The organism is Variovorax sp. GW823-FHT04F07, assembly GCF_058795995.1.
On record NZ_JBXAIG010000004.1, the window covers coordinates 538,206 to 563,793 of the forward strand.

Annotated in this window: 26 protein-coding genes; 10 read left to right on the plus strand and 16 right to left on the minus strand. The window is 69.2% G+C overall.

What is annotated here, in order from left to right:
• Positions 1 to 9 precede the first annotated feature (9 nt).
• From AC1RAA_RS21625 to AC1RAA_RS21640, 4 genes are all read right to left on the minus strand, one after another.
• Entirely contained in the window at positions 10 to 462 is a 453-nt protein-coding gene (locus AC1RAA_RS21625) for a MarR family winged helix-turn-helix transcriptional regulator (protein WP_062481097.1), read from the minus strand.
• A gap of 800 nt (positions 463 to 1,262) precedes the next feature.
• Positions 1,263 to 2,111, minus strand: coding sequence for an ABC transporter permease (locus AC1RAA_RS21630; RefSeq protein WP_492699385.1), 849 nt, complete (start codon positions 2,109 to 2,111; stop codon positions 1,263 to 1,265).
• Positions 2,112 to 2,122: 11 nt separating this feature from the next.
• Positions 2,123 to 3,088, minus strand: coding sequence for an ATP-binding cassette domain-containing protein (locus AC1RAA_RS21635; RefSeq protein WP_070061849.1), 966 nt, complete (start codon positions 3,086 to 3,088; stop codon positions 2,123 to 2,125).
• 38 nt (positions 3,089 to 3,126) lie between these two features.
• The gene (locus AC1RAA_RS21640) at positions 3,127 to 4,017 is read right to left on the minus strand and encodes a LysR family transcriptional regulator (RefSeq protein ID WP_492730549.1); all 891 of its coding nucleotides are present in this window, start codon (positions 4,015 to 4,017) and stop codon (positions 3,127 to 3,129) included.
• 105 nt (positions 4,018 to 4,122) lie between these two features.
• Here AC1RAA_RS21640 and AC1RAA_RS21645 point away from each other — a divergent pair, with 105 nt between their 5' ends.
• Both AC1RAA_RS21645 and AC1RAA_RS21650 read left to right on the plus strand, forming a co-directional pair.
• On the plus strand, positions 4,123 to 4,788 hold the full coding sequence (locus tag AC1RAA_RS21645) for a glutathione S-transferase family protein (protein ID WP_492730551.1): 666 nt from the start codon (positions 4,123 to 4,125) through the stop codon (positions 4,786 to 4,788).
• Positions 4,785 to 5,750, plus strand: a complete 966-nt coding sequence (locus AC1RAA_RS21650; protein ID WP_492730553.1) for a flavin-nucleotide-binding protein — start codon at positions 4,785 to 4,787, stop codon at positions 5,748 to 5,750. Before AC1RAA_RS21645 ends, AC1RAA_RS21650 begins: the two co-directional genes overlap by 4 nt.
• Position 5,751: 1 nt before the next feature.
• On the opposite strand, the gene AC1RAA_RS21655 is transcribed toward AC1RAA_RS21650, so the two are convergent.
• Entirely contained in the window at positions 5,752 to 6,918 is a 1,167-nt protein-coding gene (locus AC1RAA_RS21655) for a cytochrome P450 (protein ID WP_492730555.1), read from the minus strand.
• A gap of 83 nt (positions 6,919 to 7,001) precedes the next feature.
• On the opposite strand from AC1RAA_RS21655, the gene AC1RAA_RS21660 reads away from it, so the two are divergent.
• Positions 7,002 to 7,697: an ArsR/SmtB family transcription factor gene (locus AC1RAA_RS21660; RefSeq protein ID WP_070061854.1), complete on the plus strand. Its 696-nt coding sequence runs from the start codon at positions 7,002 to 7,004 to the stop codon at positions 7,695 to 7,697.
• A 12-nt stretch (positions 7,698 to 7,709) separates the two neighbouring features.
• Here the strand turns inward: AC1RAA_RS21660 and AC1RAA_RS21665 are convergent, their stop codons facing one another.
• The 7 genes from AC1RAA_RS21665 to AC1RAA_RS21695 form a co-directional block, all read right to left on the minus strand.
• Positions 7,710 to 8,732 (minus strand): Bug family tripartite tricarboxylate transporter substrate binding protein, encoded by a 1,023-nt coding sequence (locus tag AC1RAA_RS21665; protein WP_174250308.1) that lies wholly within the window; start codon positions 8,730 to 8,732, stop codon positions 7,710 to 7,712.
• A 114-nt stretch (positions 8,733 to 8,846) separates the two neighbouring features.
• Positions 8,847 to 10,364 carry an AMP nucleosidase gene (locus tag AC1RAA_RS21670; RefSeq protein WP_062481401.1) on the minus strand — a complete coding sequence of 506 codons (1,518 nt, stop codon included), beginning with the start codon at positions 10,362 to 10,364 and terminating at the stop codon, positions 8,847 to 8,849.
• A gap of 59 nt (positions 10,365 to 10,423) precedes the next feature.
• Positions 10,424 to 10,972 (minus strand): TIGR00725 family protein, encoded by a 549-nt coding sequence (locus AC1RAA_RS21675; protein WP_062481403.1) that lies wholly within the window; start codon positions 10,970 to 10,972, stop codon positions 10,424 to 10,426.
• The gene (locus tag AC1RAA_RS21680; RefSeq protein WP_492730557.1) at positions 10,923 to 11,744 is read right to left on the minus strand and encodes an ABC transporter permease; all 822 of its coding nucleotides are present in this window, start codon (positions 11,742 to 11,744) and stop codon (positions 10,923 to 10,925) included. The genes AC1RAA_RS21675 and AC1RAA_RS21680 overlap by 50 nt, the downstream gene beginning before the upstream one ends.
• Before the next feature lie 9 nt (positions 11,745 to 11,753).
• A complete protein-coding gene (locus AC1RAA_RS21685) occupies positions 11,754 to 12,830 on the minus strand; it encodes an extracellular solute-binding protein (protein WP_095950273.1) in 1,077 nt (358 codons plus the stop codon).
• A 24-nt stretch (positions 12,831 to 12,854) separates the two neighbouring features.
• Entirely contained in the window at positions 12,855 to 13,883 is a 1,029-nt protein-coding gene (locus tag AC1RAA_RS21690; protein WP_492730559.1) for an ABC transporter ATP-binding protein, read from the minus strand.
• On the minus strand, positions 13,880 to 14,647 hold the full coding sequence (locus AC1RAA_RS21695) for an ABC transporter permease (RefSeq protein WP_070061918.1): 768 nt from the start codon (positions 14,645 to 14,647) through the stop codon (positions 13,880 to 13,882). The genes AC1RAA_RS21690 and AC1RAA_RS21695 overlap by 4 nt, the downstream gene beginning before the upstream one ends.
• Positions 14,648 to 14,834: 187 nt before the next feature.
• Between AC1RAA_RS21695 and AC1RAA_RS21700 the strand changes: the two genes are divergently transcribed.
• Positions 14,835 to 15,749, plus strand: a complete 915-nt coding sequence (locus AC1RAA_RS21700; protein ID WP_070061858.1) for a LysR substrate-binding domain-containing protein — start codon at positions 14,835 to 14,837, stop codon at positions 15,747 to 15,749.
• 52 nt (positions 15,750 to 15,801) lie between these two features.
• Positions 15,802 to 16,710, plus strand: coding sequence for a ketopantoate reductase family protein (locus AC1RAA_RS21705; protein WP_492730561.1), 909 nt, complete (start codon positions 15,802 to 15,804; stop codon positions 16,708 to 16,710).
• Here AC1RAA_RS21705 and gorA read toward each other — a convergent pair.
• On the minus strand, positions 16,707 to 18,065 hold the full coding sequence (gorA, locus tag AC1RAA_RS21710) for a glutathione-disulfide reductase (RefSeq protein ID WP_492730562.1): 1,359 nt from the start codon (positions 18,063 to 18,065) through the stop codon (positions 16,707 to 16,709). The two genes, AC1RAA_RS21705 and gorA, sit on opposite strands and share 4 nt — an antisense overlap.
• Before the next feature lie 222 nt (positions 18,066 to 18,287).
• On the opposite strand from gorA, the gene AC1RAA_RS21715 reads away from it, so the two are divergent.
• Together AC1RAA_RS21715 and AC1RAA_RS21720 are read left to right on the plus strand one after the other, a co-directional pair.
• The gene (locus AC1RAA_RS21715) at positions 18,288 to 18,569 is read left to right on the plus strand and encodes a double zinc ribbon domain-containing protein (protein ID WP_492730564.1); all 282 of its coding nucleotides are present in this window, start codon (positions 18,288 to 18,290) and stop codon (positions 18,567 to 18,569) included.
• A 74-nt stretch (positions 18,570 to 18,643) separates the two neighbouring features.
• Positions 18,644 to 20,674, plus strand: a complete 2,031-nt coding sequence (locus AC1RAA_RS21720) for a PEP/pyruvate-binding domain-containing protein (protein ID WP_492730566.1) — start codon at positions 18,644 to 18,646, stop codon at positions 20,672 to 20,674.
• Between the two features lie 12 nt (positions 20,675 to 20,686).
• Here AC1RAA_RS21720 and AC1RAA_RS21725 read toward each other — a convergent pair whose 3' ends face one another.
• Complete coding sequence (locus AC1RAA_RS21725) at positions 20,687 to 21,598, minus strand: MBL fold metallo-hydrolase (RefSeq protein ID WP_492730567.1); 912 nt, start codon at positions 21,596 to 21,598, stop codon at positions 20,687 to 20,689.
• A gap of 106 nt (positions 21,599 to 21,704) precedes the next feature.
• On the opposite strand from AC1RAA_RS21725, the gene AC1RAA_RS21730 reads away from it, so the two are divergent.
• From AC1RAA_RS21730 to AC1RAA_RS21740, 3 genes are read left to right on the plus strand one after another with little or no spacing between them, the layout of a single operon-like run.
• Complete coding sequence (locus tag AC1RAA_RS21730; RefSeq protein ID WP_062478840.1) at positions 21,705 to 22,028, plus strand: ArsR/SmtB family transcription factor; 324 nt, start codon at positions 21,705 to 21,707, stop codon at positions 22,026 to 22,028.
• 2 nt (positions 22,029 to 22,030) lie between these two features.
• On the plus strand, positions 22,031 to 22,471 hold the full coding sequence (locus tag AC1RAA_RS21735) for a YeeE/YedE family protein (protein WP_062478838.1): 441 nt from the start codon (positions 22,031 to 22,033) through the stop codon (positions 22,469 to 22,471).
• A gap of 15 nt (positions 22,472 to 22,486) precedes the next feature.
• The gene (locus AC1RAA_RS21740) at positions 22,487 to 22,927 is read left to right on the plus strand and encodes a YeeE/YedE family protein (RefSeq protein ID WP_070061866.1); all 441 of its coding nucleotides are present in this window, start codon (positions 22,487 to 22,489) and stop codon (positions 22,925 to 22,927) included.
• Between the two features lie 14 nt (positions 22,928 to 22,941).
• On the opposite strand, the gene AC1RAA_RS21745 is transcribed toward AC1RAA_RS21740, so the two are convergent.
• Together AC1RAA_RS21745 and AC1RAA_RS21750 are read right to left on the minus strand one after the other, a co-directional pair.
• Positions 22,942 to 24,879: a TRAP transporter large permease subunit gene (locus tag AC1RAA_RS21745; RefSeq protein ID WP_095950263.1), complete on the minus strand. Its 1,938-nt coding sequence runs from the start codon at positions 24,877 to 24,879 to the stop codon at positions 22,942 to 22,944.
• Positions 24,876 to 25,547 carry a TRAP transporter small permease subunit gene (locus tag AC1RAA_RS21750; RefSeq protein ID WP_487847430.1) on the minus strand — a complete coding sequence of 224 codons (672 nt, stop codon included), beginning with the start codon at positions 25,545 to 25,547 and terminating at the stop codon, positions 24,876 to 24,878. The genes AC1RAA_RS21745 and AC1RAA_RS21750 overlap by 4 nt, the downstream gene beginning before the upstream one ends.
• Positions 25,548 to 25,588: the final 41 nt, after the last annotated feature.

A 25,588-nucleotide genomic window follows, 5' to 3' on the forward strand; every position in this document is an offset into this window, starting at 1 on the left:
GGTTGTGTGTCAGGCGGCTTTGCGGATGCGGTCGCGCAGGGTCTGGATCTGCTGCGTGAGGGCGATCAGCTCGGGGACGGAGCATTCGGCGGCGGCCATGAGGCACTCGGGGACGTTGGCGGCGCGGGACTTGAGCTTGCGGCCTGCGGTGGTGAGCGTGATGTGGACGCGGCGCTCGTCTGCGACGTCGCGGACTCGGGATACGTAGCCGTTGGCTTCGAGGCGCTTGAGGAGCGGGGTGAGGGTGCCGGAATCTAGCGAGAGACGCTCGCCGAGGGCGGAGACGGTGGGGCCGTCTTGCTCCCAGAGGGCGAGCATCACGAGGTATTGGGGGTAGGTGAGCTGGAGCTTTTCTAGCAACGGCTTGTAGAGACGGGTCATTGCCAAGGAGGCGGAGTAGACGGCGAAGCAGAGCTGGTTGTCTAGCTTGAGCAGGTCGTCTGTGTTGGGTTTCGTTGGCATGGGTTGAATTGTAGTTCGCAATTAAATTGTGTGCAATGTAGTTGTTTTGGGTGACTTGGGATGGTGGTCGTTTTGCTTCCCGAGGCCGGGACTCGCCCCGGCGGGCGACTCACTTTCTTTTGCTTCGCCAAAAGAAAGTAAGCAAAGAAAAGGCGACCCCACTGTCTGCGACCCTGCGCTTCGCTACGGGCAACCTGCGGTGCTCACGTTTCGCGGGGTCTCGCAGAACTCGCTTCGCTCAAACAGCTGCGAGCCCTGATCCGCGAAACGCTCCGCTCCTCGGCGCAGCCAGAGGGGCTTTGATACCGGGCGGGCCGTCGCTTCGCTCGGCCTGGGAACTACCAACAGCCGAAGCCTGCGTTTGTGCTCGTGGTGGTGGTGGTGGTGGTGGTGGTGGTGGTGGTGGTGGTCGCAGGCACATCCGCATCTGTATGAACGCACACGCATGCGCTCATGCAAGGACCAACGCCATGACCAATCCTCGCCGCAGCAGGCGCGAAGCGCCTGCTGCGGCCCACTGGCCGAGCGAAGCGATGGCCCGCTGGTATCCAAAGCCCTTCTGGCTGCGCCGAGGAGCGCAGCGTTTCGCGGATCAGGGCTCGCCCTTGTTTGAGCGAAGCGAGTTTGGGCGAGACCCCGCGAAACGTGAGCACCGCAGGTTGCCCGTAGCGAAGCGGAGGGACGCAGACAGTAGGGTCGCCTTTCTTTTGCCTACGTTTCTTTGGCGAAGCAAAGAAAAGTAGGTCGGCCGCCGGGCCGAGACCCGGCCTCGGGAAGCAAACCAGGTCACCCTCTAAAAATCACCCCCGAAACCTCTTCCGAGTCAACGCCAAAGCAATCCAGAAAGCCACAACCGCATACACAACCAAAACACCCGCATGCACCCACCACCCCTCAGGCCACCGATCCATAAACAACGGCCGCACCAAAGCAACAGCATTCGTCAAAGGCAACCAAGCAGCCACAGCACGCACCACAGAAGGCAGCTGCTCCAACGGAAAAAACACCCCACTCAAAAACATCATCGGCGTCATGAACAGCGTGAAGTAGTAGGTAAAAAAGTCATACCCCTTAGCCAACGCATTGAAGATCAACGCCACAGAAGAAAACGTGATCCCACACCCGATCAACACCATCCAGGCCACGATCAACTTGGGGCTGTGACTGATCCCAAGTCCAAGCATCACAAACAAGATCGCAGTCACAGTAAAGATCGACTTGAACGCCGCCCACAGCATCTCCGCGAGCACGATGTCATCCAGCCCCACCGGCGCATTCATGATCCCGTCCCAAGTCTTCTGCACATGCATCCGAGAAAACGCCGAATACAGCGCCTCGAAGCTCGCCGCATTCATCGCGCTCATGCAGATCGACCCACTCGCCAGGAACAGGATGTACGGCACCTGCGTGCCATCCACCGTCACCTGCCCGACGAGTGCGCCCATGCCGTAGCCAAACGCCACCAGCCAGATCAGCGGCTCCGCGATGTTCCCGATCAGGCTCGGCAGCGCCAGCTTGCGCCACACCAGCAGGTTGCGCAAAAACACCGGCCACCATCGCATCGACAGCTCGGGCGCGCGCCACACGGAGGGTGAAGGCGGCACAGGTGAGTCGGGAGAAACGGCAGAAGAAGCTGTGGTTGTATTCATAGAAAGAAGGCCTAGCCATCCTGGCGAATCTGCCGACCGGTGAGCTTGAGGAAAAGATCTTCCAGATTGGCCGGCCGATGAAAGGTGCGCAGTCCGCCATGCTGCGTCAACGCGTCGAGCAGACGCCGCGCATCCTGCGTGTAGAAGAACACGGTCTCGCCGCTCACCTCCACACGCGCAGCCAGCGCCTGCAGCTCGGCCGACCCGGCAAGCGACAGTGCCCCATTGCCATACACCTCGACCACATCAGGCTCCAGATGCTCGGCAATCAGGTCACGCGGACGGCCCTCGGCAATCTTGCGGCCATGGTCGAGCACCAGCAGCCTCGAACACAGGCGCTCGGCTTCGTCCATGAAGTGCGTGGTCAACAGGATCGACTTGCCCTGCTGCAACAGCACCTGCAGCCGCTCCCACATCAGGTGCCGCGCCTGCGGGTCAAGCCCGGTGGTGGGCTCGTCGAGCAGCAGCAACTTGGGGTCGTTCACCAGCGCGCGCGCCAGCGACAGGCGTCGGCGCATGCCGCCCGACAACTCGCCGGGCTTGGCATCGGCCTTGTGCGAGAGCGCGGCGAACTCCAGCAGCTGCGGCACGCGCGCACGCACATGCGCCTTGCTGAAACCGAAGTAGCGGCCGTACACCACGAGGTTCTCGGCGCAGCTGAAGTCGGGGTCGAGGGTGTCGAACTGCGACACCACGCCCAGCTGCGCCTTGATGGCCAGCGCGTCGCGCGGCATCTGCAGGCCCAGCGCCTCGATGCTGCCGCCGTCGGGGGCGGTGAGGCCCAGGCACATGCGGATGGTGGTGGTCTTGCCCGCACCGTTCGGCCCGATCACGCCCAGGCACTCGCCAGGCGCGATCTCGAACGAGAGGTCGTCGACGACCGTGGTCTCGCCGTAGCGCTTGCGCAGCCCACGGACCTGGAACAACGGGGAAGAAGACGAAGAGGAAGGCGAGGAGGGGGAGGTGTGGGATGGCACGCGGCCATTCTGACGCAGCCGGCCGATTGGCGCAGCAGCTACATGCGCAAGCCGCTGAACTCGGTTTTCATCCAGTCGATGAAGGCCCGCGTGCGCGCCGGCAGCAGCCGCGCGTTCGGGTAGATCACGCTCACAGGCCGGGGCGCGGGCTCGTAGTCTTCGAGCACCAGCTGCAGCCGACCCTGCGCCACGTGCGGCAGCACCTGGTAGGAGAAAAAAGTGCCGAAGCCCATGCCCGCGGCGCAGGCCTCGATGGCGGGTGCGAGGTGGTTCAACTCCAGGCGGTTGTCGGGCGTCACGTGCACGGTCTTGCCACCATCGCGGAACGCCCATTGCGACGGTGCATCGATGCGCCCGCGCACGCAAGGCGCGCCCGCCAGGTCGCGCGGATGGCGCGGCACGCCGTGCTGCGCCAGGAAGGCGGGGCTGGCCACCACCACGCGGCGGATGGTGCCCAGCGTCTGCGCCACCAGCGACGAGTCTTCGAGCGGGCTGATGCGGATGCCGACATCGATGCCCTCCTCGAGCAAATTCACCGTGCGGTCGTGCAGCCGCACGCTGCAGCGCACCTTCTCGTGGCGCTGCATGAAGCGCACGATGGCGGGCGCCACGTACATGTGGCCGAACAGCACCGGCGCGGTGATGACCAGCTGCCCGGCGGGCTCGCGCGCCTCGGCCTTCAGCGCCTGGTCGGCGGCGTCGGCCGCGAGCAGCACCTCGCGCGCGCTCGGCAGGTAGTGACGGCCTTCCTCGGTGAGCGACAGGCGCCGCGTGGTGCGGTGAAAAAGGCGCACGCCCAGGTGCGCCTCGAGCGCGGCGAGCGCGCGCACCACGGCGGGCAGCGAACTGCCGAGCGCCTCGGCGGCGCGGGTCAGGCTGCCCTGGTCGGCAATCTGCACGAAGGTCTGCATGGCTTTGAAGCGATCCATGGCGCGATTAAACCGGAAAACGCAGCAGTCAAATCCGGCAAAGGCTATTCATTCATTTGGTGGAAGAGAGAAGAATCGAGGCCATACCCACCCGAAGGACTCTTCATGACCGAGAACAGCACCAACACCCGCCAGCCCGCCCAGCCCATCCAGCTCTTCGGCAGCGCCATCTCGGGCCACGTGCACCGCGTGCGCTTCTTCCTCTCGGTGCTGGGCCTGCCCTTCGAGATCGTCGAGCTCAACCTGCGCCAGCGCGAGCACCGCACGCCGGAGTTCCTGGCGCGCAACTCCTTCGGCCAGGTGCCGGTGATCGAGGACGGCGAGGTCACGCTGGCCGACTCCAACGCCATCCTCGTGTACCTCAACGAACGCTACGCCCCCGACCCGGCGCGCTGGATGCCGCGCGACCCGGTGGGCGCGGCGCGCGTGCAGCGCTGGTTCTCGGTGGCGGCCGGCCCGCTGGCCTACGGCCCGGCGGCGGCGCGCATCATGGTGCTGTTCGGCGTGGACGCCGACCGCACCGAGACCGTCAAGCGCTCGCACGCGCTGCTCGCGGTGATGGAAACCTGCCTGTCCGAACAGCCCTTCCTCGCGGGCCCGTCGGCCACGCTGGCCGACATCGCGAACTACGCCTACGTGGCGCACGCGCCCGAAGGCAGCGTGTCGCTCGACGCTTACCCGCAGCTGCGTGCCTGGCTGGCGCGCGTGGAAGCCTTGCCCGGGTTCGTGCCGATGGTGCGTTCGCCGGTCGGCCTGGCGGTGGCGTCATGATCGCCGCGCCCTTCCACGCCGGCGAGCGCGCGCTGCAATCGCTCGTGGGCTCGCGCGAGCAGATGGAGGCGGTGGGCCCGCGCGTGATCCGCGACTACATGCCCGACCAGCACCGCGAGTTCTTCTCGCTGCTGCCGTTCCTCGTGGTCGGCAGCCTCGACGCCGACCTGCAGCCGTGGGCCAGCATGCTCGCCGCGCCCGCCGGCTTTGCGCACTCGCCCGACGCGACGCACCTGCGCATCGATGCACTGCCGGGCGCCGGCGATCCGCTCGTCGGCCAGCTCGCGCCCGGTGCCACGCTTGGGCTGCTGGGCATCCAGCCGCACACGCGGCGGCGCAACCGCATGAACGGCACGGTCGAGGCGCTCGACGCGGCGGGCTTCATGGTCGAGGTGCAGCAAAGCTTCGGCAACTGCCCGCGCTACATCCAGGCGCGCGAGCCGGTGTTCGCTGCGCCGCCGGCCAACGAGCCCGCCGTGCAGTGGCTCGACACGCTCGACCTCGCGGCCGAGCGGCTCATCGGCGCGGCCGACACGCTGTTCATCGCCACGGCGTATCCCGACGCGGTGGCGGCGGGCGACGCGGCCGATGCGCGCTCGCACGGCGTCGACGTGTCGCATCGCGGCGGTCGGCCGGGCTTCGTGCGCGTCGATGCGGGCGGCGTGCTCACGGTGCCCGATTTCAACGGCAACCGCTTCTTCAACACGCTGGGCAACCTGCAGGCGCATCCGCGCGCGGGCCTGCTGTTCGTCGATTTCGACACCGGCGAGCTGCTGCACCTGGGCGCCGCGGCGGAGATCGTCACGGAGGGGGCCGAGGTGGCGGCGTTCGAGGGCGCGGAGCGGCTCATGCGCTTTCACGTCACGCGCGCGCTGCGCCGTCCGGCGGCGCTGCCGTTGCGTTGGGGCGAGGCTGCGTTGTCGCCGCACTTGGCAGGCACGGGGCGCTGGGCCGCGCACTGACTCAGTCGAAGACGGGAATGCGCCCGTTGACCGATGGGCGGTAGTGCCAGCCGAGCGTGTCGAGATCGGAGGCGCTGTGTTGGCGCAGCAGCGCTTCGAGGCCAGCAGCAGCCAGCGTGCAGGCCAGCGCCTGCCCAGGGCACGCATGCATGCCATGGCCGAAGCCGAGCACGCGGCGCTGCGCGCGCACGGGCATGAAGCGGTCGGGATCGGGGTTGAACACCGGATCGCGCTGCGCCGAGGCCAGCAGCACCAGCACCGCATCGCCCGCCGCCAGCGAGGTGCCAGCGATCTCGATGGGTTCGATCGCGAAGCGGCGCGTGTTCTGCACCGACGGATCGTGGCGCGACGTCTCCTCGACGATGGCGAGCAACCCGTCGCGCGTGCGAGTTAACGGGCGCAGCGCGGGCTCGCGCACCAGCGCGATCAGGCTGTTGCCCAGCAGGCCCGCCGTGGCGTCGCAGGTTTGCGAGAGCAGGCCCACGAGGTTCGCCAGCAGCGCGCGCGAGAGCGGCGCGCTGGCCGCGCTTTCGGCCAGCACCGCTGCCAGCAGCGTGCCGTCGCGCGGCAAAGCGTTCGCGCTCAGGGTTTCGAAACGGTTCATCAGTTCGCCGGCCGCCATGCTCGCCGCCTGCAACTGGTCGGCGTTCGACAGCGGCGAGAGGCAGGCGACGAAGTCGCGCATCCAGCGGTCCACCTGCGGCAAGGTCGCATCGTCGAAGCCCAGCAGGTGGGCCATCGCCCGCACGGGCAGCGAAAACAGCGCCTCGGACAGCGGCGCCTGCGCGGGCAGTTGCCGCGCCACGTCGAGCGCGGCGGCGTGCGCCGCCTGCAGGTCGAGCCCGGCCAGCGCGCGCTGCAAGGCCGGCCGGTGCGCCTGGTGCGCGGGGCCGTCGTTCATGCGCACGAGGTGGCCGAACACCTCGCCCGCCGGGCTGCCCATGATCGCGCGCGGCACGGGCTCGGCGGCGGGGCGCACGCGCAGCGCGCCGTGGGCCTGCAGCACCCGCATGACGACATCGGCGCGGCTCGCGACCCACACGCGCAAGCCCTCGTGCCACGCGAGCAGCGGGCCGTCGCGCAGCGTGGCGTAGTACGGGTACGGGTCGGCATGCGTGGCGGCGGCGACCGGGTCGGCGGGGTGGTGGGTGAGCGCGGCGGTGTTCATGGCGCGCAGTGTGCGTTCGTGGCCGCCGACACACTTCGGCCGCGAACGAAGTGTGGGATGCGGCGTCGCCTTAGGATGCCCGCATGGACGACACCACCGCTTCCGACTTCCAGCTCGCCCGCCTCGCCGGCGCCATCGCCGAGCCGGCCCGTGCCCGCATGCTGAACTGCCTGATGGACGGCCACGCCCGCACCGCGACCGAGCTCGCCACCGTGGCCGAGGTGGCGGCCTCGACCGCGAGCGCGCACCTCGCGCGCCTGAAGGAAGAGCGGCTGGTCGAGGTGCTCGTGCAAGGCAAGCATCGCTACTTCCGCCTGGCCAGCGACGACGTGGCCGCCGCGCTCGAAAGCCTCATGGTCGTGGCCGGCGCGCCGCGCCCCGCGGCCACCGCCTTCCAGCCCAACACGCCGAGCCGCCTGCGCAGCGCCCGCACCTGCTACGACCACATGGCCGGCACCGCGGGCGTCGCGCTGCACGACCGGCTGCATGCGCAGGGCTGGCTCAGCGGCCTGGCGAGCGGCTCGTACGAACTCACGCCCGACGGCGCCATCGCGCTGGAGAGCCTGGGCGTCGAGGTCGACGCCGTGCGCCGCTCGCGCCGCCGCTTCGCCTGCGCCTGCCTCGACTGGAGCGAACGCCGCCCGCACCTGGGCGGCGCACTCGGCGCCGCGTGGCTGCAGCTGTCGCTGCGGCGCGGCTGGGTGCGACAGGAACTCGACGGGCGCGCGCTCACGCTCACGCCGAAGGCGCAGCGCGAGATGCCGGAGTTGTTCGCCTGAGGGCGAAGGCGCTCAGGCCTTCAGCTTGAGCAGATAGATCAGCGGGCCGGCCATCGCCGTGTCGAGTTCGAGAAAGCTCTCGAAGTCCTTCCCCGCCATCCAGTACGGGTCCCAGTTGTTGCGCTTGATGGTCTTCTGCCAGAGGTCGTGCGTGGTGGCGCGTTGCACCGCCTCGAGCAGCTGGCCGCGGCGGTAGGGCGGCACCTTCTTGCCGGTCATCACGCCGCGCCAGTTGGCCAGGTCGGCGTCCACGCCCTGCTGGCGCACCGAGGCGATCCCCTGGAACGGGTGCTTGGACGACACGCCGATGGCGCGCAGCTTGCCGTTGGCGATGTTCTCGGCGAACTCGCTGTAGCCCGAGATGCCGACCGCCGCCTTGCCCGTCTCGAGCGCCTCGACCACCTGCGCGCCGCCCGGGTGCGGCTGGTAGTTCAGCGACGCCGAGGCGCCGGCCACGCGCGCCAGCATGCCGGCGAACATGTGGTCCACGCCGCCGGCCGAGCCGCCCGCGATGACCGTGTTGGCGGCATCGGCGCGCAGCTGGGCGACGAGGTCCTTGGGGGTCTTGATGGGCGAGTCGGCCTTGACGGCGACCACCTCGTAGTCGCTGGTCAGGCGCGCCACGGGCGAGACATGCGCCAGCGTGACGGCGGGCTTTTGCAGCGCCACCGCGCCGACCATCACCATGCCGCTGACCAGCAGCGCCTCGGGGTCGGCGTCGTACTTCTCGACGTACTTGGCCAGCCCGATGGTGCCGCCCTTGCCGCCGATGTTCTCGTAGGTGACGGTGCCCACGGCGCCCGAGGCCAGCAGGGCGGCGCCGAGGGCGCGGCCGGTCTGGTCCCAGCCGCCGCCTTCGTTGGCGGGAATGACGATGCGCAGCTTGCTGCTCAGCGGCGCGTCGGCCGCGCGGGCGTTGCCGGCCCACAGCGCGGCCTGGCCCGCACCGGCGGCAGCGGCCGAGGCTGCCAGCCAGGTGCCGAAGCGGCGGCGGGACAGGGGAAGGGCGGCGGCAGGCGGCGAAGACGGGCGCATCGTGTTTCCAGTTGTGTACGTGACAGCCAATGATGTCCGCGAAACAAGGCAAACACGCCCTCGCCCGCACAGGGAGAAACCCTGAGGGGACAAAGGGGCGAAAGGCGTCGGAGCCTACTGGAAAGCCACTTCCGCGAAGCTTCGCAGCTTGCGGCTGTGCAGCCGGGTCGTGCCTTCCTGGCGCAGGATCTCGATGGCGCGCATGCCGATGCGCAGGTGCTGTTCCACGCGTTCGCGGTAGAAGTGGTTGGCCATGCCGGGCAGCTTGATCTCGCCGTGCAGCGGCTTGTCGCTCACGCACAGCAGCGTGCCGTAGGGCACCCGGAAGCGGAAGCCGTTGGCCGCGATGGTCGCGCTTTCCATGTCCAGCGCCACGGCGCGGCTCTGGCTGAAGCGGCGCTGCGGCTGGTTGCCGGGCAGCAGCTCCCAGTTGCGGTTGTCGGTGCTGGCCACGGTGCCGGTGCGCATGATCGTCTTCAGGTCGGGGCCTTCGCACTTCGTGACGTCGGCCACCGCCTGCTCGAGCGCCAGCTGGATCTCCGACAGCGCCGGGATCGGCACCCACAGCGGCAGTTCCTCGTCGAGCACGTGGTCCTCGCGCACGTAGGCGTGGGCCAGCACGTAGTCACCCAGCTGCTGCGTGTTGCGCAGGCCGGCGCAGTGGCCCAGCATCATCCAGGCGTGCGGGCGCAGCACGGCGATGTGGTCGGTGATGGTCTTGGCGTTGGCCGGGCCCACGCCGATGTTGGTCATGGTGATGCCGCTGTAGTCCTCGCGCACCAGGTGGTAGGCCGGCATCTGCGGCAGGCGCGGCGGCGCGGTGCCCTGGCTGCCGTCCAGCAGGTGGGCGAAGGTGTCGCTGTGGCCCGCGGCCAGCCCGCGCCGGCGCGTGATCACGTTGCCGGGCTCGATGAAGGCGATGTACTCGCTGTTCTCATCGGCCATGGCCTCGTGGCCCAGGCGCACGAACTCGTCGATGTAGAACTGGTAGTTGGTGAACAGCACGAAGTTCTGGAACCACTCGGGCGCCGTGCCCGTGTAGTGGCGCAGGCGGTGCAGCGAGTAGTCGACGCGCGCCGCCGTGAACAGCGACAGCGGCTGCGGCTCGCCGGGCAGCGCCTCGAAGGTGCCGTTGGCAATGCCGTCGTCCATGGCGCCCAGGTCGGGCAGGTCGAACACGTCGCGCATGAGGGCGCGGCGCTCGGCGCTCATGGTGCCTTCGATGTGGTCGTTCTCGGCGAAGGAGAAGTGGATCGGAATGGGCTGCGTGCTGGTGCCCACCTCGATCTCGACCTGGTGGTTTTCCAGCAGCAGGCGGAACTGGTCGAGGTAGTAGCGCGAGAACAGGTCGGGCCGCGTCAGCGTGGTTTCGTAGCGGCCGGGGCCGGCCACGAAGCCGTAGCTCAGGCCGGCGTTGGCCGGCGGCGTGTGGCGCGAGACGGTGTGCGTGTGCACCCGCACGAACGGGTAGCAGGCCCGCACCCGGCCCGGCAGCGCCTCGCCGGCGACGAAGCGCAGCATCGATTCGCGCAGGTGGGCCAGGCCGCCCTGGTAGATGGCTTTGACCTGGTCGAGCGCCTCGGCGGCGTCGGTGAAGCGGGCGGGAGCGACGAAGGTGGGCATGTAGGGCATGCCGTCATTGTGCAATGCGCCCGTGTCGATGGGGAGGCCGGAAACAGGGTGAGCGGGCCTCAGTCCAGCAGGCAGGCCAGCACCTTGGCCAGCATGTCGTCCACGTCCGTGGCCTGCACCGCGCCGGGCAGGGCGACGTCGCCGTGCATCACGAACACCGGCTTGCCCCATTTCAGGCCCATCGCCATCTCCGACAGCGTGCCCATGTTGCCGCCGATGGCGACCAGGCACACGCCGCTGCGCGCGATGATGCCGTTGCGCATCTCGCCCATGCCGGTGGGAATGGCCACGCTGAGCCATTCGTTGGCGTGGCGGTCGTCGTCCTCGGGCAGGATGCCCACGGCGATGCCGCCGGCTTCCACCGCGCCGCGCGAGGCCGCGGCCATCACGCCGCCGCGCCCGCCGCAGACCACCGCCATGCCCGCGCCGGCCAGCGCATGCGCCACCGCGTAGGCGGCCTCGCATTCGGCCGGGCCACCGTCGCCCGGGCCGAGCATCGCCACCGGCTGGCGGTGGCGCTGCGGCCCCCACTGCCGTTGCGCCAGGCGCGTCAGCGCCTCAGTGACCGGCGCCGACAGCACCGCGCTCGCGCCTTCGTGTAAAGACATCGCCCACTCCCATCACGACCACACACACCACCATCAGCACCAGCGACAGGGCCGCCGCCACCGCGAAATCGGACCCGCCGTCGCCCACCTGCGCGAGCAGCATCAGCGGCAGGATGTTCAGCTGCGTGCCCACCAGCGCCAGCGCCGTGCCGTAGGTGCCCATGGCAATCGCGGCCACCATGCAGGCGTTCGACAGCACCGAGGGCAGCACCTCGGGCAGCACCGTGTCCCGGAAGGCGCGCGCCTTCGAGGCGCCCAGCGTGCGCGCCGCCTGCGCCGGGCGCAGGTCGAGGTTGGCGAACACGGGGTACAGCGACAGCGCCACGCGCGGGATCAGGTAGTAGGCATAGGCCAGCCCCAGGCCCGACACGCTGTAGATCCAGCTGCCGATCACGGCCGGGTCGGCGCCCAGGCCCGCGAGCAGCTGCGTCACGAAGCCCGCGCGCCCGAACGCGAGGATGAAGCCGTAGGCGATCACCAGCCCCGAGAACGCGAGCGGCAGGCCCAGCAGCGTCATCATCCATTGGCGCCGGCCTTCGGGCTGGCGCGCCAGTTCGATGGCGATGCATGTGCCCACCAGCGCCGAGATCGCGCCCGCCGCCAGGCCCAGGCCCAGCGTGTTGCGCAGCGCGCCCAGGAACAGCGGGTTGCCGAACAGCCGCCCGAAGGCACTGCCGCTCTCGCCGAAGGCCTCGGGCAGCAGCGCCGCCAGCGGCACCGCGAAGAAGAGCGCCATGAAGGCCCACGCGGGCCAGGCGCCAAAGCGTCGCATCACGGCCTCTTACTTGCCCAGCGCGGCCTGCGCCCAGAGCTTGTCGACCTCGGCCTTGCGCTCCGAGGCCTTCACCACGTCCAGCGGCTTGATCTGCGGCGCGGCCGGCATCTTGGCCGCGACATCGGCCGAGAGCGGCGTGCCCGGCACGGCGGGGCGCACGAAGCCCTGCGCGAACAGCGACTGGCCCGCCTCGCTCATGATGAAGTTGAGCCACAGCTTGCCGGCGTTCGGGTTCGGGCCGTTCTTCACCAGGCTGATGGCGTACGGCGCGGCCACGCTGGCCTCCTTCGGGATCACGACCTCGACCGCGTCCCCCATGCCGTCGACGTGCTTGGCCTTGAGGCCGTCGTTCTCGTAGCTGATCCACACCGGGATCTCGCCCTTGAGGAACTTGGCATACGGCGTGGTGCCTTCCACGCGCAGCACGTTGCCGGCCGCATGCAGCTTGCCCAGGTAGTCGGTGCCGGGCTGCACGTTGTCGACGCTGCCGCCGTTGGCATACGCCGCCGCGAAGGTCAGCACCTGGCCGATACCGGTCGAGCGCGGGTCGAGGTAGACCACCGTGCTCTTGAACTCGGGCTTGAGCAGGTCGGCCCAGCCCGTGGGCACGTTCTTCACCAGCTTCTTGTTGACCAGGAAAGCGATGTTGAGCGTGTGGATGGTGAACCAGCGGCCCTCGGCCTCGCGGAACACGGCGGGCAGCTTGTCGAAGTTGACGGGCTTGAAGGGCGCGACCACGTCCTTCTTCGCGGCATCGACGGCGGAGGCTGCGAAGTAGTAGGCGGTGTCGGCCTGCGGGCGGCGCTTGGTCTTCTCGAGCGCGACCACGGTGGCGGCCGAGCCGATGTCGTTGTAGGTCAGCTCGATCTCGGGGTAGCGCTTCTTGAAGTCGCGGAACAGCGACTTCCAGTTGGCCCACTCGGGGCCGGTGTCGAAGGAGACGCACAGGCCTTCCTTCTGCGCCTCGGCGTACAGCGCTTTTTCGCCCGCGTAGAGCTCGGGGCCGTCGAAGGCGAAGGCGGTGCGCGCGAGCGCCAGCACGGGCAGTGCGCCGGCGGCCTGGATCAGATGTCTGCGTTGCATGGGGGGCTCCTTGGAAGGAAAAGGTCAGTGGTCGAGCAGGCGAAGGTGTTCGGGGGCGATGGCGATCGCTTCGGCCGCCGGTGCGGCCGACTCGGCGAGGAAGGGCTTGCCCGCGCCCGCCACGTCGAAGTCGTAGCGCGTGAGCGCGCCCAGGTAGCGCTGCGCGCCGGTGCGGCCGGCCAGGCGGTTCACGCTGTCGGGCGCCGGGTCGGGCCGGATGTGTTCGGGCCGCACCAGCACATGCACGGGCGTGCCGAAGGGGCGGCTGCCGGTCTCGGCGAAGAGTTCGGCAAAGCCCATGTCGAGCCGGCCCGGCGACGCCACCTTGGCGGGCAGGATGGTCGAGAGCCCGACGAACTCGGCCACCGCGCGGCTCGCGGGGTGCTCGTAGATCTCGCGCGGCGTGGCGATCTGCAGCAGGCGGCCGTCTTTCAGCATCGCCACGCGGTCGGCCATCACCAGCGCTTCTTCCTGGTCGTGCGTGACCAGCAGCGTGGTCGCGTTGAAGCGCTGCTGGATCGACCGGATCTGGTCGCGCAGGTGGCCGCGCACGCTGGCGTCGAGCGCCGACAGCGGCTCGTCGAGCAGCAGCGCACGCGGATCGATGGCGAGCGCACGGGCCAGTGCTACGCGCTGCTGCTGGCCGCCCGAGAGCTGCGCCACGGCGCGCTGTGCATGGTCGCCCAGCCCGACGATGTCGAGCAGCTCCTGCGCGCGCTGGCGGCGCGGGGCCGTGTCCACCTTGCGCAGCTTGAGCCCGTAGGCCACGTTGTCGAGCACGCTCAGATGCGGAAAGAGCGCATAGCTCTGGAACACCATGCCGATGTGGCGCTGATGCACCGGCGTGCGCGACATGTCGTCGCCGCCGAGCACGATGCGGCCCGTGTGACCGGTCTCCAGCCCCGCCACCAGCTTGAGCAGCGTCGACTTGCCCGAGCCGCTGGGCCCGATCACCGCGACGAGTTCGCCCGTGCGCACGTCGAGCGACACGTCGTGCAGGCCGTGCGTGCTGCCGGGGTAGTTGTAGCTGACGTTGTCGAGTAAGAGGCTCATGCGCGCTGCTTCACCAGAGAAGAGGAAAGAAGGGCCGACGCGCTCGCCAGCACGAGAAGGATGACGGTCGCCGCGCAGGCAAAGCCCGTCGCGCCGTAGAAGGCCTGCAGCAGCACCACCGGGTAGGTGCGGTTCTGGAAGCTCGTGAGCAGGTTCGACAGCCCGAACTCGCCCACCGAGATGGCCGCCACCATCACCAGCCCGCTGATCAGGCTCTGGCGCAGGCTGGGCAGCACGATGCCGGTGAACTGCTGCCAGCCCGAGGCGCCGAGCGTGGCGGCCGCCTGCTCGAGCCGCCCGAGGTCCAGGTGGCGCAGGTCGGTGAGCAGCGTGTTCGTGAGGTAGGGCAGCGTGAGGATCGCGTGCGCGGCGATCAGCAGCGGCATCGAGCCCAACCATGGCGCGAGGTCGGTGTTGAACACGATCATGTAGCCGAAGGCCAGCGTGATGGTCGGCACCGCGACCGGCGTGGCGCTCACGATGCGCGCCGCGATGCTGCTGCCGCGCCGCGCGCCGTGGTACAGCGCATAGGCCAGCGGCAGCGCCAGCACCGTGTTGATCGCGCAGGCCGCCATCGCCACCACGAGGCTGCTCACGAAGGCCTTGCGGAACGAGGTGTCGAGCCACAGGTCGACATACCACTGCCCGGTGACGCCCGTGGGCAGCAGCGTGTTGGTCCAGTTGCCGCCGAAGCTGCCGATCGCCAGCAGGGCGATGGGCAGCAGCAGGTACAGGCCGTAGACGAGCGAGATGCCGCGAATCAAGGGGGTGTCTCCGAAGGTCTTGCGCACCCGGCATACTTTCCGGATGCTCTACTTTTTGCCCACGGCGGATTGCCGCGTTCCAGCGAATTCTAGGAAGCAGATGCACACTTATGGGTGAAAGTTGGATGACGACACTTGAGCAATCGGCAAGTGTTTTTCACACGACTTTCATCAACCGGAGCCAGGCATGAAACGCGACTGCCCCACCATCCAGGAACTGCTGGCCTTCGACGCCGTGGCGCGCCAGCAGAGCATCACGCTCGCGGCCGGTGCCCTGTGCATCACCGTGAGCGCCGTCAGCAAGCAGATCGCGGGGCTCGAGGCTTTCCTGGGCCGCGAGCTGCTGCAGAAGAACGGCCGCGGCGTGCAGCTCACGCCGCAGGGGCGCGTGTACTGGCAGAAGATATCGGGCGGCCTGCGCGCCATCGAGACCGCGACCTTCGAGGCGCGCTCGGGCGATGCCGGCGCCGGCCTGCTCACGCTGGCCAGCGTGCCCACCTTCCTCACCAAATGGCTCATTCCGCGCCTGCCGGCCTTCAGCCAGAAGAGCCGCCACGTCATGCTGAGCTTCAGCCGCCACCTGGAGCCCAGCGACGGCATCCCGGCCGGCGTCGATGCCGCCATCCGCTACGGCCCCGACGGCTGGCCCGGCGTGGTGTCCGAATACATCGCGGGGCGCGAGTTCGTGCTGATCGTGGCTCGCGCGCTGGTCGAGGGGCGGCATCGCATCGTGCAGCCCATCGACATCGTCGGCCACACCTTGCTGCACCACGAGGGCGCGCCCACCGCCTGGCGCCAGTGGGCCGCGCAACACGGCGTGCCCGAGGTGCAGACCGTGGCCGGGCCGCGCTTCGCGCAGTACTCGGCGCTGATCCAGGCGGCGCTCAACGGGCTGGGCATCGGACTCGTGCCGAAACTGCTGGTGCAGGAAGAGCTGGCCGAAGGCGCGCTGCTGAGCCCCTGCGGCACGCCGGTGCGCGTGGACCAGGGCCACTACCTGTGCTACCGGCCCGACCGCCTCGACCTGCCGGCCTTCGCGGCGTTTCGCGAATGGATCATGGACGAAGGGCAGAAGTCGCGCGGCGTGGAGACCGAGGCATGAAGCGGCCGTCTTCGCTACGCTCTGGCACCGGAACAACCAAGGAATCGAATCGATGAAAGTCGCAGTCATGGGTGCCGGCGCGGTCGGCTGTTACTACGGCGCCATGCTGGCGCGCGCGGGCCACGAAGTCGTGCTGATCGGCCGGCCTTCGCATGTGGAGGCGGTGCGCGCGAACGGGCTGCGGCTGGAGACCAAGGCCTTCGATGAACAGGTGCGCCTCGAGGCCAGCACCGAAGCGGGCGCCGTGCAGGGCGCCGACCTGGTGCTGTTCTGCGTGAAGTCCACCGACACCGAATCGGCCGCCGCGCAGATCCAGCCGCACCTCGCGCCCGGCGCGCTGTTGCTCACGCTGCAGAACGGTGTCGACAACGACGCGCGCGTGCGCGCGGCGCTGCCGTCGCACGACGTGGCCGCCGCCGTGGTCTACGTGGCGACCGAGATGGCGGGGCCGGGCCATGTGAAGCACCACGGCCGCGGCGAGCTGGTGATCGCGCCCTCGCGCCGCAGCGACGAGGTCGCGCAGGCGCTGATCGCCGCCGGCGTGCCCACGCAGATTTCCGACAACGTGCGCGGCGCGCTGTGGGCCAAGCTGGTGCTCAACTGCGCTTACAACGCGCTGTCGGCCGTGTCGCAGCTGCCCTACGGCGAGCTCGTGCAGGGCACGGGCGTGACCGACGTGATCCGCGACGTGGTCGCTGAATGCCTCGCGGTGGCGAAGGCCGAGGGCGTGGTGATTCCAGGCGACGTCGACGCGGCGGTGCGCGGCATCGCGCAGTCGATGCCCTCGCAGTACTCGTCGACCGCGCAAGACCTCGCACGCGGCAAGCGCAGCGAGATCGACCACCTCAACGGGCTGGTCGTGCGGCGCGGCGAGGCGCTGGGCGTGCCGACGCCGGCGAACCGGGTGCTGTTCGTGATGGTGAAGCTGCTCGAAGGCAAGCAGCCCCAGGCCGGCGCCTAGCCGGGCATGGGTTCGCGCATCGTCACGAACTCTTCAGCGGCGGTCGGATGGATGCCGATGGTGCTGTCGAACAGCGCCTTCGTCGCGCCCGCGCGCATCGCCACCGCGAAGCCCTGCACCACCTCGCCCGCGTCCGCGCCCACCATGTGCAGGCCGACGACGCGGTCGCTCTTCTTGTCGACCACGAGCTTCATGAAGGTGCGCTCGCTGCGGCCCGAGAGGGTGTGGCGCAGCGACTTGAACTCGCTGGAGAACACGGTGACCTCGCCGAACTTCGCGCGGGCGTCGATCTCGCTGTAGCCGCAGGTGCCGATGTTGGGGTGGGTGAACACGGCGGTGGGAATGAACTCGTAGTCCATGCCGCGCTTGCCTTTACCGAACAGTGCATCGACCACCACCATCGCCTCGGCCAGCGCCACGGGCGTGAGCTGCACGCGGGTCGACACGTCGCCCACCGCGTAGATCGACGGCACCGAGGTGCGGTAGTGCGCATCGACCGCGATGGCGCCCTTGTCGTCGAGCTTCACGCCCGCGGCCTCGAGGCCGAGGCCCTGCGTGTTGGGCACGCGGCCGGTGGCGAAGAGCACGGTGTCGGCCTCGATCTGCTGGCCGCGCGCGAGCGTGACCACGAGGCCGTCGGGGCCGCGCGCGATCGACGAGGCCTCGCAGTTCAGGCGCACGTCGACGCCGGCCTTGCCCATCTCGTTGGCCAGAAACTGGCGCACGTCGTCGTCGAAGCCGGTGAGCAGGTGGGCGCGGCGGTGCAGCTGCGTCACCTTGGAGCCCAGGCCGTTGAAGATCGAGGCGAACTCGCAGGCGATGTAGCCGCCGCCCACCACCAGCAGGCGCTTGGGGAACGGGTCGAGGTCGAACATCGCGTCGGAGGTCACGATGTGTTCGCGGCCCGGAATCTCGGGCACGAAGGGCGTGCCGCCGGTGGCCACCAGCAGGTGGCGCGCGGTGTGGCGCTTGCCTTCGACTTCCACCGTTTGTGCATCGACCAGCTGGGCCCAGCCGGTGACGAGCGTGACGCCCGAGTTCTTCAGCAGCGAGCCGTAGATGCCGTTGAGCCGGCTGATCTCCTTGGCGCGCTGGGCCTTGAGGTGGGCCCAGTCGAACTGCGGCGCCGACGGGAGCTTCCAGCCGTAGCCTTCGGCTTCCTCGAACGACTCGGCATAGCCGGCCGCATAGCTGTAGAGCTTCTTCGGGATGCAGCCCACGTTGACGCAGGTGCCGCCGAGCTCGGCGGCCTCGGCCAGCGCGACGCGTGCGCCGGTCTGCGCCGCCATGCGCGCGGCGCGCACGCCACCGCTGCCGCCGCCAATGACGAAGAGGTCGAAATCGAATGGTTGCATGTGAAAGACGCTCCTTGCGGTCGACTGTAGCGGCGGGGCGATGGCGGCGCTTCGCGCGCGGGCATGGCCGTGAAGTACCGCGGCCTGCGAGGGTCTTTGCCGGGGGCGCTTGACCCTGAAGCTGCTTCAGGGAATCCACTGCAGTCAGGCCCGCGGGAATTCATCGCCACCGGCGACGTTGCCACCGGCCTGTTGCACGACGCAAGGGAGAAACACATGGGCATGCTGGAACGACTCTTCGGTGGACATGGCGGCGCGCGCCACGGCGGTGGCGGCGGGCACCACGGTTCGCAAGGCGGCCATGGGTATGGCCGCGACGCACCGCCGCCGCCACCCAGCGGCAGTGCCTGCCCGGCCTGCCGCGCGGTGAACGCCGCCGGTGCGCGTTTCTGCCAGCAATGCGGCACATCGATGCTGCCCGCGGCCTGCCGGCAGTGCGGCACGGCGTTGGCGCCCGGCGCGAAGTTCTGCGCGCAATGTGGCCAGTCGACGCAGGCGGCGTAGCGCGGCCGACGCACGGAAAAAGGGGTGGGCCGCCAGCGAGAATTCGCGCTTGTCGGCAACGAGGGAGGGGCCCCATGAAGAACGATTCCAACAGGCAGAAGAAAAAGGACGGCGCGGCACTGGCGTGGCTGCCGGTCCTGGCGCTGTGCGCGATGGCCGTCGCGCCGGCCGGCGCGCAGCTCGCGCGCAAGCCGTCGTACTACCAGCAACAGAACCAGCCACAGCCCGAAGGGCCCGCCGCACAACTCGTGCCGCGCCCCGCCGTGCCCGCCTCGCTGCCGGCACTGCGCAGCCAAGGCGATTTCGACACGCTGGCGCGCGTCTACGACGCCGGCACGCCGATGCAGCTGGCCCATGTGCTGTTCGCGATCGACCGGCAGGCGAAGCCGGCGCGCATGCACTACATCGACACGCCGCGCTTCCAGCTGCATGTGCGCTTTTTGCGCGACACGCGGCTCACGCCGAACACGGTCAAGCGCGAGATCGACCGCAACTACCTCGTGCCGGACCGCCGCTTCCTGTTCGGCACGCTGAGCTGGCAGCAGAACATCGGCACCTTCACCTACGAGTTCTGGGAAGGCGACCGGCTCACGGTGCCATTGCTGCGCGAGGCCGAAGCGCAGGTGAAGGCCAGCTTCTTCGCGCCGGTGAAGTTCAAGACCAACTCCACACTGCACGAGCGCATCGCGAAGGAAGCCGGCATCGACTTCGTGAGCCAGGAGGCGCTGATCCGCGAGCAGCCCTACCTGCCGATGAACCTGGGCACCGCCACCGGCCGCGTGCGCATCGTGAACGACGCCTCGGGCCTGAACGCGCTGCTGCCCGACGACATCGCCGTGCTGCGCGAGGTGCCGATCAACTTGCCGCCGGTGGCCGGCGTGCTCACCGAGCGGCCGTCCACGGCGCTGTCGCACGTCAACCTGCTGGCCAAGGGCTGGGGCATTCCGAACGCCTACGTGCGCGATGCCGCCACGGTGCTGAAGGCGCATGCGGGCCAGTGGGTGGCGCTGAAGGTGGCGGCCTCGGGCTACCAGCTGCGTCGCCTCACGCCGGAAGAGATCGCCGCCTTGCCGCCGCGCGCCGTGCGTGTCGCCGCCACCGGCGCGCTGCCCGGCAGCAAGGCCGCGAAGCCGGACCTGCGCGAGACGCGCCTGCTGCCGCTGGCCTCGCTGCGTGCGCGCCACAGCGTGCAATGCGGCTCGAAGGCGGCCAACCTCGGCGCGGTGCTGGCCGCGCGCATTCCCTCGACGACCGTGCCCGACGGCTTCTGCATTCCGTTCGCGCACTACGACCGCTTCATGCGGTCGAACGGGCTGGCCGAGCGCATCGCGCGCATGCAGCAGCAGCCCGGCTTCGCCGGCGACCCGCAGGTGCGGCAGAAGGCGCTGGCGCAGCTGCGCGACGAGATCGTGCAATGGCCCGTCGAGCCCGCCACCGCGGCGGCCTGGCGCGCGGCGTGGCAGGCGCAGCTGGGCGGGGGCGGCGTGTTCGTGCGCAGCTCGTCCAACTCGGAAGACCTGCCGGGCTTCAGCGGCGCGGGGCTCTACACGACGGTGCCCAACGTGAAGACGGGCGACGCGCTCGAGCTCGCGGTGAAGAAGGTGTGGGCCTCGGTGTTCAACCCCGAGGCCTGGGAGGCGCGCAGCGCCGCGGGCTTCGGCGCCGAGTCGGTGCTGATGGGCGTGTTCGTGCAGACCGCCATCGACTCGACCAACGCCGGCGTGATGATCACGCGCGACCCCTTCGACGCGGGGCATCCGCATGTGACGTACATCTCGGCCAAGCGCGGCATCGGCATCCGCGTGGTCGAGGGCAAGCGCGTGGCGGAGCAGGTGATGTACTCGAGCTGGTCCAAGGCCATCCAGGTGCTCAGCCGCTCGGCCGAAGAGACGGCACTGCAGCTGGACAAGGACGGCGGCGTGAAGGAAGTGCCCGTGGAAGTCGGCCGCCACGTGCTGACCGACGAACTGGTGGTGCGGCTCGCCAACGTGGGCGCGGCGGTGAAGCGCACCTTCAACGCGGTCGACCAGGACATCGAGTGGGCGACCGTGGGCGACAAGATCGTGCTGCTGCAGGCGCGGCCGTATGTGGAGCGGCGGCGCTAGTTCACGCAGGCCTCAGGCCGCCGTGGTGCGCGGGCGGTGGCCCGGCAGCGTGTTCAGCGGAATGCGCAGGTAGGCCACGCCGTTGTCGTCGGGCGGCGGCAGGCGGCCGCCGCGCACGTTGACCTGCATCGACGGCAGGATCAGCGTCGGCACTTCGAGCGTGGCGTCGCGCGCGGTGCGCATGCGCACGAACTCGTCTTCGCCGATGCCGTCGCGCACGTGGATGTTGTGGGCACGCTGCTGCGCCACCGTGCTCTGCCAGCGCGGCTCGCGCGTGGCGGGCGGGTAGTCGTGGCAGACGTACAGCGTGGTCTCGGGCGGCAGCGCGAGCAGCCGGCGCATCGAACGGTAGAGCTCGCGCGCGTCGCCGCCCGGAAAGTCGGCGCGCGCGCTGCCCAGGTCGGGCATGAACAGCGTGTCGCCGACGAAGACCGCGTCGTCCACGAGGTAGGCCATGTCGGCCGGCGTGTGGCCGGGCACGCGCAGCGCCTGCGCCTCGATCTCGCCGATGTGAAAGCGCTCGCCGTCCTTGAACAGGTGGTCGAACTGGCTGCCGTCGGGCAGGAAGTCGCGCTCCAGGTTGTAGAGGTGGCGGAAGGTGGCCTGCACCGTGCGGATGTGCTCGCCGATGGCGATGCGCCCGCCGGCCTGCGACTGCACATGGCGCGCGCCCGAGAGGTGGTCGGCGTGCGCGTGGGTCTCCAGGATCCAGTCGACCTGCAGCGCCTGCGCGCGCACGTAGGCCAGCAGGCGGTCGGCCGACGCGGTGTCGGTGTGGCCGGAGCGGAAGTCGTAGTCGAGCACCGGGTCGATGACGGCGGCGCGCTTCGTCGCATGGTCCCAGACCACGTAGGACACCGTGCCCGTCGCGGGATCGAAGAAGGCCTGGGTGGTGGCGCGTGGGGGCATGGCGGTCGGGGTCATCGGCGCTCCTTCTGCGGTGCCTGGAGGCCAGGCACTCATTCAATCAGTCAAGCGACAAATATTATATGAATTCATATAATGTTATTTCGCGAACTGTCATCCCCCCATGAAGACCCCGACCCACGCCATCGATCCCCAACTGCTGCGCAGCGCCGCCGGCCAGGCCGTCGCCGTGCTCAAGCTGCTGGCCCACGAGGCCCGGCTGCTGCTGCTGTGCCAGCTGTCGCAGGGTGAGATGTGCGTGAGCGACCTCGAGAGCACGCTGGGCATCCGCCAGCCCACCCTGTCGCAGCAGCTGTCGGTGCTGCGCACCGAAGGCGTGGTGGACACCCGCCGCGAGGGCAAGAACATCTACTACCGCGTGGCCGACCCGGCCCTGCTCGAGATCCTGGCGGTGCTGTACCGCCTCTACTGCCCGAAGGAGAACTGAAGATGCCCACCATCGACTGGCCTCATTTCACGCCCTGGGCCGCACTGGCCGGCGGCGTGCTCATCGGTCTTTCCGCGGCGATGTTCGTGCTGCTCAACGGCCGCATCGCCGGCGTCAGCGGCGTGCTGGGCGGCTTGCTGCGCCCCATGAAGGGCGACATGGCCTGGCGCGCGGCCTTCGTGCTCGGGCTGGTCGGTGCACCGCTCGTCTACGGGCTCTTCGCCGTGCTGCCCGCGGCGCAGATCGACGCGGGCTACGGCACGCTCGCGCTGGCCGGCCTGCTGGTGGGCGTGGGCACGCGCTATGGCGCGGGCTGCACCAGCGGCCACGGCGTGTGCGGGCTGGCGCGGCGCTCGCCGCGTTCGCTGGTCGCCACGCTGGCTTTCATGGCCGCGGGGTTCGCCACGGTCTTCGTGGTGCGCCACCTGTTGAACCTGTCGTGAACCGGGAGACCTGCCATGTGGACCGCCATTGCTTCCTTGCTCGCCGGCCTTGTCTTCGGGCTCGGCCTCATCGTCTCCGGCATGGCCAATCCGGCCAAGATCCTGGGTTTTCTTGACGTGGGCGGGGCCTGGGACCCGTCGCTCGCCTTCGTGATGGCCGGCGCGGTGGCGGTGAGCACCGTCGGCTTCCTGCTGGCCGGCCGTCGCAAGGCGTCGCTGCTCGGTGGGCCGCTCGCGCTGCCCAGCCTGCGACACATCGATCGCCGCCTGGTCGGCGGCAGCCTGCTGTTCGGCGTCGGCTGGGGCATCGCGGGCTTCTGCCCCGGGCCTGCGCTGGTCTCGCTGGGCACGGGCGAGGTCAAGGCGCTGGTCTTCGTGGGCGCCATGCTGCTGGGCATGGGCCTGTTCGAGCTGCTCGAGCGCCGCCGCTTCGCGCGGCGCCCGGCCTCAGCCTGAAAAGGCGCGGGCGTTCAGCCGTACAGGTACTGCGGCAGCCACAGCGTCAGCCCCGGCCAGATGTACATGAACACCATGCACAGGATGACGATCAGCATGTACGGCATCATCCCCGCGAAGATCTGGTTGATCGTCACGTGCGGCGGTGACACCCCCTTCAGATAGAAGGCCGACATCGCCACCGGCGGCGACAGGAACGCCGCCTGCAGGTTCACGAACACCAGCACGCCGAACAGCAGCGGGTCGATCTGGAAGTGCGCCAGCAGCGGCAGGAAGATGGGCACGAAGATCACGATGATCTCGGTCCACTCCAGCGGCCAGCCCAGCACGAAGATGATCGCTTGCGACAGCAGCAAAAACTGCAGCGGCGACAGGTTCATGCTCAGCACCCACTCCTCGACGATGCGCTGGCCGCCCAGCAGCGCGAACACCGCCGAGAACAGCGCCGAGCCCACGAAGAGCCAGCAGACCATCGAGGTGGTCTTGAGCGTGAGGAACACCGCCTCCTTGATCTTCTTGAAGTTCAGCGTGCCGGCCTGCCACGCCATCAGGAAGGCGCCGGCCGCGCCGACCGCCGCCGACTCGGTGGCCGTGGTGATGCCGAACAAAATCACGCCCAGCACCACCAGCGTGAGCGTGGCCAGCGGCATCACCGACGACACCAGCATGCGCAGGATTTCGAACTGCTCCGCGTCCATGCGCCAGTAATACCAGCCCAGCAGCGCGAGCGTGAAGAGGCAGGCCACCCAGAAGCCGGTGTAGAAGGCATCGGGCACCGCGGCGGTCTTGGGCGCCTCGACCGCGTCGCCCAGCTGCTGCAGGCCGCCTTCACCGGCAGGAGCGGCGGCCGGCTCGCTGCCCGGAGGTTCCTCGACGCCGCCGGGCGGCTCCTGCAGGCCGCTGCCTTCGGTGGTGTTCGCGGGTTCGTCGGTGCTCGGCGGCTCGGCCAGACCTGTGCCGGACGGCTCGGCTGCAGCCGGCGCGGCGGCTGCGGGCTCGCCGGTCTTCTGCGTCGCCTGCTGCGTGGCCACCGGGGCGGCCGCGTTGTTGTCCTTCTGCGAGTAGATGGTCACGTACCACCACACCGAGCCCAGCGTGACCGCGGCCAGCGCCAGCGGCACCAGCGCGCTCAGCAGGCCTCGCAGCAGCATCCACCAGCTCAGGCGCACGCCCTCGACCGCGCCGCGCAAGGCACGCCCCGGCGCCACCACGGCCGCGGCGAGCGCGGGCAGCATGCGCGGGGAGTAACTGGCCGCGAGATGGGCCACCCACGGCGTGATGGGGGCGCGCTGCTGGTCGATCGGCATCTTGGGCGCCACCTTCGGTTGCAGCACGGCCCAGCCGATCACGTAGATCAGGTACAGCAGGGCGAGGAAGAAGCCCGGGAACATCGCCGCCGCATACAGCTTGACCACCGACTGCCCGGCCACGGCCGCGTACACGATGATCATCACCGAGGGCGGAATGAGAATGCCCAGCGTGCCGCCGGCCGTGATCACGCCGGCCGCCAGACGCGTGTCGTAGCCCGCGTTGAGCATCGGGCGCATCGCGATCACGCCCATCAGCACCACCACCGCGCCCACCAGGCCGCTCGCAATGCCCCAGAAGGTGCAGACGATGAGCGTGGTCACCGCCAGCGAACCCGGCACGCGCCGGAAGGCGAGCTGCACGCTGTGGAACATCTTGTCGACGAGCGCGCCGCGCTCCATCACGTAGCCCATGAGCACGAAGAGCGGAATGGACAGCAGCGTCTCGTTGGTCATGGCCCCGAAGGCACGCTGCACCATCAGGTCGAAGACCTTGTTGTCGAGCCAGGGCGAGGCGGGGTCGTAGAAGGCGATGAAGCCGAAGAACATGCCCAGCCCCATCAGCGTGAACGCCGTGGGAAAGCCGAGCATGATCACGAAGACGATCAGGCCCAGCATCAGCAGGCCGAGTGCGGGTTCGCTCATGCGGCACCCCCGTTGCTCGTGTCGCTCTTGCGTTGCTGCGCAGCCTGTTCGATGGCGTGGGCCTTCTCGATCACCTCGCGCTTGTCGGCCTCGTTCACGTAGCTGCTGCTGGCGAGCTGGTCGCCGACCACGTCCATTTCTTCCGCGTCCTTCAGGCGCGGCGTCCACACGCCGGTCTTCAGGCACAGCACGCAGCGCACCATCTCGGCGAGGCCCTGCACCAGCAGCACCGCGCCGGCCACGGGAATCACGAACTTGAAGGGATACACCGGAATCGGGTCGGCGTTGAAGGTCTGTTCGCGCATCGCGAGCGATTCACCGAAGTAGGTCCAGCCCGACCAGGTGAGCGCCACCACGCCGGGCAGGAAGAAAACCGCGAACAGCACGAGGTCGAGCGCGGCCTGCGTGCGCGGCTTCATGCTGCCGTAGAAGAAATCGCCGCGCACATGGCCGGCCTGCGAGAGCGTGTAGGCACCGCCCATCATGAACAGCGTGCCGTACAGCATGTTGTTGGCATCGAAGATCCAGGCCGTGGGCGCGTTCAGCGCATAGCGCTTGAACACCTCGCCGCACACCAGCAGCATCAGCGCGACGATGAGCCACGAGAAGGTCTTGCCCACCAGCATGCTGAACCGGTCGACGGCGTGGAGGAAGCGTTGGATGGTCATGGCGGCAGCAGCATGGGCGAGGCCCGTTCATGGAACACCGT